Origin of the sequence: uncultured Campylobacter sp. (assembly GCF_938015785.1) — a bacterium.
Taxonomy (GTDB): Bacteria; Campylobacterota; Campylobacteria; order Campylobacterales; family Campylobacteraceae; genus Campylobacter_B.
The window spans coordinates 20,326-27,140 of sequence record NZ_CALLWC010000004.1; the positions used below are offsets into that span (position 1 = coordinate 20,326).

Annotated in this window: 6 protein-coding genes and 1 pseudogene; 6 read left to right on the forward strand and 1 reads right to left on the reverse strand. The window is 50.2% G+C overall.

Features of this window, described 5'->3' with window-relative positions; genetic code table 11:
• The first annotated feature begins 35 nt into the window (after window positions 1–35).
• Genes gatA through Q0393_RS00135 form a run of 6 tightly spaced genes read left to right on the forward strand, consistent with a single transcriptional unit; the run spans window position 36 to window position 5,952 of the window.
• Window positions 36–1,394 carry an Asp-tRNA(Asn)/Glu-tRNA(Gln) amidotransferase subunit GatA gene (gene gatA / locus Q0393_RS00110; protein ID WP_298976981.1) on the forward strand — a complete coding sequence of 453 codons (1,359 nt, stop codon included), beginning with the start codon at window positions 36–38 and terminating at the stop codon, window positions 1,392–1,394.
• Window positions 1,395–1,396: 2 nt separating this feature from the next.
• On the forward strand, window positions 1,397–2,848 hold the full coding sequence (gene guaB / locus Q0393_RS00115) for an IMP dehydrogenase (RefSeq protein WP_298976983.1): 1,452 nt from the start codon (window positions 1,397–1,399) through the stop codon (window positions 2,846–2,848).
• Window positions 2,845–3,948, forward strand: coding sequence for a homoserine O-acetyltransferase (locus Q0393_RS00120; protein ID WP_298976984.1), 1,104 nt, complete (start codon window positions 2,845–2,847; stop codon window positions 3,946–3,948). The genes guaB and Q0393_RS00120 overlap by 4 nt, the downstream gene beginning before the upstream one ends.
• Window positions 3,941–4,132: an exodeoxyribonuclease VII small subunit gene (gene xseB, locus Q0393_RS00125; RefSeq protein ID WP_297942120.1), complete on the forward strand. Its 192-nt coding sequence runs from the start codon at window positions 3,941–3,943 to the stop codon at window positions 4,130–4,132. The genes Q0393_RS00120 and xseB overlap by 8 nt, the downstream gene beginning before the upstream one ends.
• 9 nt (window positions 4,133–4,141) lie before the next feature.
• Window positions 4,142–5,290 carry a carbon-nitrogen hydrolase family protein gene (locus tag Q0393_RS00130; protein WP_298976986.1) on the forward strand — a complete coding sequence of 383 codons (1,149 nt, stop codon included), beginning with the start codon at window positions 4,142–4,144 and terminating at the stop codon, window positions 5,288–5,290.
• Window positions 5,287–5,952 carry a ThiF family adenylyltransferase gene (locus tag Q0393_RS00135; RefSeq protein ID WP_298976987.1) on the forward strand — a complete coding sequence of 222 codons (666 nt, stop codon included), beginning with the start codon at window positions 5,287–5,289 and terminating at the stop codon, window positions 5,950–5,952. The genes Q0393_RS00130 and Q0393_RS00135 overlap by 4 nt, the downstream gene beginning before the upstream one ends.
• 9 nt (window positions 5,953–5,961) lie before the next feature.
• On the opposite strand, the pseudogene Q0393_RS00140 reads toward Q0393_RS00135, so the two are convergent.
• Window positions 5,962–6,815, reverse strand: a pseudogene (locus tag Q0393_RS00140) (hypothetical protein); the annotation flags it as partial.

A 6,815-nucleotide genomic window follows, 5' to 3' on the forward strand; every position in this document is an offset into this window, starting at 1 on the left:
GGGATCTATTTCGTGAATAAATTTAAGGATGGCAGATGATAAGTTTGAAAGAGGCTCTAAAGCTGAGCGCGGATGAAATTTCGGCGCTTAGAGCGGAGCTAAAGGATAAAATTTTAAAAACCAAAGAGCTCGGCGCCTACGTCGAGCAGCTCACGGGCGAGGCTCTAAACATCAGCGGCGAGGGCGTGCCGATCGCGATCAAAGATAACATTCAGGTAAAAGATTGGAGCGTCACCTCGGCGAGCAAAATTTTGCAAGGCTACGTCGCGCCATACGACGCGACGGTGATCAAAAAGCTACGCGAGCGCAGTCTGGCACCGTTTGGACGAACTAATATGGATGAGTTTGCGATGGGAAGCACGACCGAAAGCTCATTCTACGGCAAAACTCTCAATCCGACCGATCACTCGCGCGTACCCGGCGGCAGTAGCGGCGGAAGCGCGGCTGCCGTAGCGGCAAATATCGCCGTAGCTGCACTCGGAAGCGATACGGGCGGCTCTATCCGCCAGCCGGCGGCATTTTGCGGCTGCGTAGGCTTTAAGCCGAGCTACGGCAGGGTTAGTCGCTACGGGCTTGCGGCGTATTCGAGTAGCCTCGATCAGATAGGACCGATCACGCGCAGCGTCGAGGATGCGGCGATTTTATACGACATCATCGCAGGCCGCGACGAGATGGACAGCACGAGCTACGCGGGCGCTTACGAAAGTACCGCGGATAAGCTAAACGCGGATCGCAAACTTAAGATCGCCGTTATAAAAAATTATATCGACGAAGCCTCGCAGCAGGTCAAAGAGGCTCTAAATTTAACTATAGAAAAGCTAAAATCCTTCGGGCATGAGATCGTTTGCCGCGATCTTTGCAGCTCCAAATACGACATCGCGACCTACTACATCATCGCCACCGCCGAAGCTAGCGCAAATTTAAGCCGCTACGACGGCGTGCGCTATGGAAACCGCGCGAAGGCTCTAAATTTGAAAGAGCTCTACGCCAACACTCGCGGCGAAGGATTTGGCGACGAGGTCAAAAGAAGAATGCTTCTAGGCACCTTCGTGCTAAGCAGCGGCTACTACGACGCGTATTACATCAAGGCACAGAAGGCAAGAGCTTTCATCAAAAGCGAATATGAGGAAATTTTAAAAGACGCTGATTTGATCTTTATGCCGATCGCGCCGGGCGTAGCGTATAAATTCGGCGAGCTTAGCGATCCGCTGCGTGCGTATCTTAGCGACATCTACACGATCGGCGTAAATTTAGCGGGGCTTCCCGCAATCTCCGTGCCGGTAGCGAAAAACAAAGAGGCTCTTAATATCAGTGCGCAGCTCATCGGGCGCGCTTACGACGAACAAACGGTGCTGGACGGCGGCTTGAGTTTAGAAAAAATCGTGAAAGGATAAGTATGAAGATCGTCAAAAAGGCTCTGACCTTCGAGGATGTTTTGTTGGTACCGCAATACTCTGAAATTTTACCCAAAGAGGTCGATATCAGCACGAGTTTTACGAAAAATATCACGCTAAATACCCCTCTTGTGAGCGCCGCGATGGATACGGTCACCGAGTACCGTACGGCGATAATGATGGCGCGCCTCGGCGGCATCGGCGTGATCCATAAAAATATGGATGAGGATTCCCAAGCCAAGATGGTTCGCCGCGTAAAAAAGAGCGAAAGCGGCGTCATCATCGATCCCATCTCGATCAAGGCGGACGCCACGATCAAAGACGCTCTCGATCTGATGAGCGAGTACCACATCAGCGGCATTCCCGTTATCGATGACAACGGCGTGTTGATTGGAATTTTAACCAATCGAGATCTGCGCTTTGAAACCGATACCGCCGCGCTAGTAGGTGAGAAGATGACCAAGGCTCCGCTAATTACCGCTCCAAAGGGCTGCACGCTTGATGATGCGGAGAAAATTTTTAGAAACAATAAGGTAGAAAAGCTTCCGATAATCGACGCAAACGGCAACTTAGAGGGGCTTATTACGATTAAAGACCTTAAAAAGCGCATCGAATATCCAAGCGCCAATAAAGACAAATTCGGCCGCCTTCGCGTCGCCGCGGCGATTGGCGTAGGCCATCTGCAAAGAGCCGAAGCTCTCGTCAAAGCGGGCGTTGATGCGCTTGTGATGGACTCTGCGCACGGACACTCCAAAGGCATTATCGACACGCTTAAGGAGCTGAAGCGAAATTTTGACGTCGACGTAGTAGTCGGAAACGTCGCAAACCCCGCCAGCATAAAGGATATCGCAAACGCAGGAGCAGACGCGATTAAAGTAGGTATCGGCCCGGGCTCGATCTGCACTACGCGCATCGTAGCGGGCGTGGGCGTGCCGCAGTTTACCGCGATCAACGATTGCGCGATCGAGGCGGCTAAATTTGGAATTCCGATCATCGCAGACGGCGGTATCAAATACTCGGGCGACATTGCCAAAGCTCTAGCCGCGGGCGCAAGCTCGGTGATGATGGGGAGCCTGCTTGCAGGCTGCTACGAAACCCCGGGCGAGCTCATTACGTTTCAGGGGCGCCAGTACAAAACCTACCGCGGCATGGGTTCCTTAGCGGCAATGCAGAAGGGAAGCTCGGATCGCTACTTTCAAGACGGCACCGCAAAAGAAAAGCTCGTGCCCGAGGGCGTCGAGGGACGCGTACCTTACGCGGGCATGTTAAAAGACGTGATCTTTCAGCTGCTAGGCGGCTTGCGAAGCTCGATGGGATACTGCGGCAGCAAGGATATCGCGACCTTTCAGCAAAAGGCTGAATTTGTCGAGATCACGAGCGCAGGTCTTAAAGAAAGCCATGTCCACGACGTCATCATCACGCAGGAAGCGCCGAATTACCGAGTAAATCAGTGATCCTTAAAAGCAAAATTCAAAATTTCGACGAGCCGCTCTATCTGGAGAGCGGCCGCGTCTTTTCTAACTTCAAGCTCGCCTATGAAACCTACGGCGAGCTAAACCCGGACAAATCAAACGTCATCGTCATCTGCCACGCCTTAACCGGCTCCGCGCACGCCGCGGGACTTTACGAAGGCGACGTTAAACCGGGCTGGTGGGACGGGCTCATCGGCGATCATAAAGCGGTCGATACTACGAAATTTTTCGTCATCTGCATAAACATTTTAGCTTCGCCGTTCGGCTCGACATGCCCGCTTGATGTCGATGAAAGCAGCGGCCGCGAGTACCGCTTACGCTTTCCCGTAGTGGTCGTCTCGGACGTCGTGCGCGCGCAGATGATGCTTTTAAAGCGCCTAGGCATCGCCCGCGTTCGCGCCGTTATCGGCGGTAGTCTAGGCGGCATGCAGGCGCTGTGCTACGCTATCGAATATCCGGAATTTGCGGATGAAATTTTCGTACTCGCAAGCACCTATGCCACGCAACCTTGGGCGATCGCGTTTAATAAGATCGCGACCGAGGCCATATTGCGCGATCCTAGCTTTAAAAACGGCAACTACGATAAAAATCTGATCGCCGAGCACGGACTTGGCGGCATGGCGGTGGGGCGCATGGCGGGGCATATCAGCTTTCTAAGCCCAAGCTCGATGCAGGATAAATTCGGGCGCAACTACGTTGAAACCGACGGTCTTTATGAGATTAACGGGCGCTTTCAAGTGGATCGCTACCTTGAATACAACGGCGAAAATTTCGCGCGCAGGTTCGATCCGCTGTGCTATCTCTACATCGCCAAGATGATGAATATCTTTGATTGCACGCGCCACTACGGCAATCTCAAAAACGCCTGCGCGCAGATCAGATCGCGCCTGCACCTCATCTCTTTCAAAGGCGACGTGCTCTTTCCGCCGGGGCTGATGAAAGAAATTTACGACACGATGAGCGATCTGGGCAAAAAGGATCGCGCGAGCTACGCGCAGATCGATAGCGACTACGGACACGACGCGTTTTTGGTCGAGATAGAAAAATTTGATTACATCATAAAAAGGATTTTGGATGAGTGAGAGTTTCGAGGAAAAAATGGAAAAGATCAATGCGCTTTTAAAAAGCCTAAACGACAAGGATCTAAGCCTAGAGGAGAGCGTGAAGCTGTATAAGCAGGGCGTCGCGCTGCTAAAGGAAGCGAAGGAAATTTTAGAAAACGCCAAACTCGAGGTTGCCGAAATAAACGCACCCGAGCAGGCTTAGGAGGCGATGATGATAAACGTATGCGTTTTGCAACTACCGACGCTTTCGATGAGCGAAAATCGGATCGATTACTATATGAAGGTCGCCAAAGACAACGGCGCGCGGATCGTGCTGCTGGGCGAATATGAGCTAAATTCCTTCTTTAGCGAGCTTAAAAAGATGCCCCGCTCCATCGCCTGCGAACAGAGCGAGCATAAGCAGGAGCTGATGGCGCGGCTGGCTGCCAAATACGACCTGCATATCGTAGCGCCGATAATCAGAGCCGCAAGCGGCGCGATTTTGAGGCAGGCGGGCATTTTCGGCGGCACGGCTCAAAAAAGCGTGAGCTGCGGCGAAAATTCCGTAAGCCTTAAAGGCGAGCCCGGTTGCAAGGGCGAGCTAAATTCCAAGAGCGATTTAAATTCCAACGATGGTTCAAATTCTAAAGGCGCTTTAAATTCCTCAAGCGAGCAGAGTTCCAAAGGCGGCTTAAATTCCTGCGGCGCACACGCTTTAAATTTCAAAGCCGCAAATTTAAAAAGCGCCTCCGAAGTCCCAAACGCTCTAAATTCCGAAGAAAGCCAAAAAGACGCGAGCGAAGAAGAGATCTTTTGCGCGAGCGAAAACGAGCCCATCTGGGTGAAATCCTGCGCGAAATTTTCGCCCTCGGAGGTGAAATTTTACGATCAAAATATCCTGATGGACTATCCGCACTGGAACGAGGAGGGCTTTTTCGCCAACCGCAAAAGCCGCAAAATTGGTAAAATTTCGCCGATGATCTTTAGCGAGGGCGGCGTGAAATTCGGCGTCTGCTTCGGCTATGAGGCGCATTTTGACGTATTTTGGCGCTATTTTATGCAGAAAAACGTCGGCTGCGTGCTCGTGCCGTGCGCTTCGACCTTCGAAAGCGGCGGGCGCTGGCGCGAACTTTTGAAGATGCGCGCGTTTACGAACTCGCTCTACGTCATCCGTGCCAACCGCATCGGCGAGGCAAAATTCGGCGAGAGCGAGTTTAAATTTTACGGCGAGAGCTTCGTCGTAACCCCCGGCGGCGAGATCGCAAACGAGCTGAAAAACGAAGAGGGCGTGCTGATGTGCGAAGTGGACGCGGACGAGATCGCTGCGGCGCGCGGACTGTGGAAATTCCGCAAAAACCTAGTTAGCAGGGGGCTTTTATGAACTACTTTCACAGACAGATCCAACTTTGGGGCGAGCAGACGCAGCGCGCGCTTGCGGACAAGCGCATCCTGATCATCGGCGCGGGCGGGCTTGGAAGCAGCCTTTCTTACGCTCTGGGCGCAAGCGGCATCGGGCGGATCAGCGTCGTGGATTTCGACACGGTGGCGCTTCACAACATCCACAGGCAAATTTTATTCACGCTCGAAGACGAGGGCAAATTTAAAGCGGACGTTTTTAAAAGCCGCACGGAAAGCCGCTACGACGGCGTGAGCGTCGAGGTGCATAAGAGCCGCGCGGAGGAATTTTTCGCTAGCGCGATAGGCGCGGGCGAGAAATTTGATCTGATTTTGGATGCGACCGATAATCTCGCCACGCGCGCGCAGATAGATGCTTTTGCTAAGCAAATAGGCGTGCCGTGGGTGTTTGCGTCGGTAGACAGCTGGCAGTGCCAAGTCTGCTTCGTGCAGAATGCGGATTTTAAATTTTTTCCGAGCCTAAACGCGACGCCTGCGGGCATAACGGCTGCGATCGTGATGTTTGCGGCAAGCTTTGAGGCAAACCTCGCTCTACGCTATCTAGCGGGGCTTGATGTCGAAAAAGACCTGCTTTACTACGCGAACTTTTTTGGCGGCGAGCTGGAAGTAAGGAAGATAAAATTGTAGCTTGAGGGGTTAGTTTTCATAAGATTCTTTTATTGCATTTTTTATCTCATCGGATGAGATCTCATCTATATATTTATCTAGCTTTTTTAAATTATCTTTATACGGCTGATCAAGCTTACGACCGTCTTTATCTCTGGTATACATATGGATGGATACCGCTTCCATTTCATTTAACTCGCTTGCAAATTTCGTATATTCATAAACATCTTTAAATGTAGAATTTCTATCTTTGCAATATTTGCGATATACCGTCGTTATAAGCGAAATTTCACTTTTAGGTATATAATAAGTTGCATCGTAGTTTATTTTATAATAACTATCCAAACTATATATATAGTTTCTATGACAATCATCATATTTTCGTTTTAGAAATTCCGGACTCGGTTGTCCACCTACGTTATACTGCATAAGCAGCTTTAAAATCGGTTCGTAATTTGGAGTGCCCGGAAATGTATCATACAATGAAAAATCATATTCGGTAATATCAAATCCGTCCGTCGGTTCCGCTTTATCATTTAATATTCCTTCAGGCACGACCTTTTTAATATCGTTTCCATACCTTAGACCTACCGTAGAGTTTTGAAATTTCCAAATATATGGCTTGTAACCGCTTTCTAATGCCATCTTTGCTATCTCATACATATTCGTATTCGTAAGATATGAAAAGAAATAATTCGGCTCTCCTATACTAATCATAGGGTAGTCGGTCTCATAAATCAACGTAAAATTTCCATCGTCACTTATTTGCAAAGATTTTATATGGTTATAATTCGGCGGAAGCAGTCTGTTTCTAACGACTTCCGCCTCTTCAAATTTAACTCCGTTGTCTAAAAGCAGTCTTACCGCTTTAGTAGCATTATTTT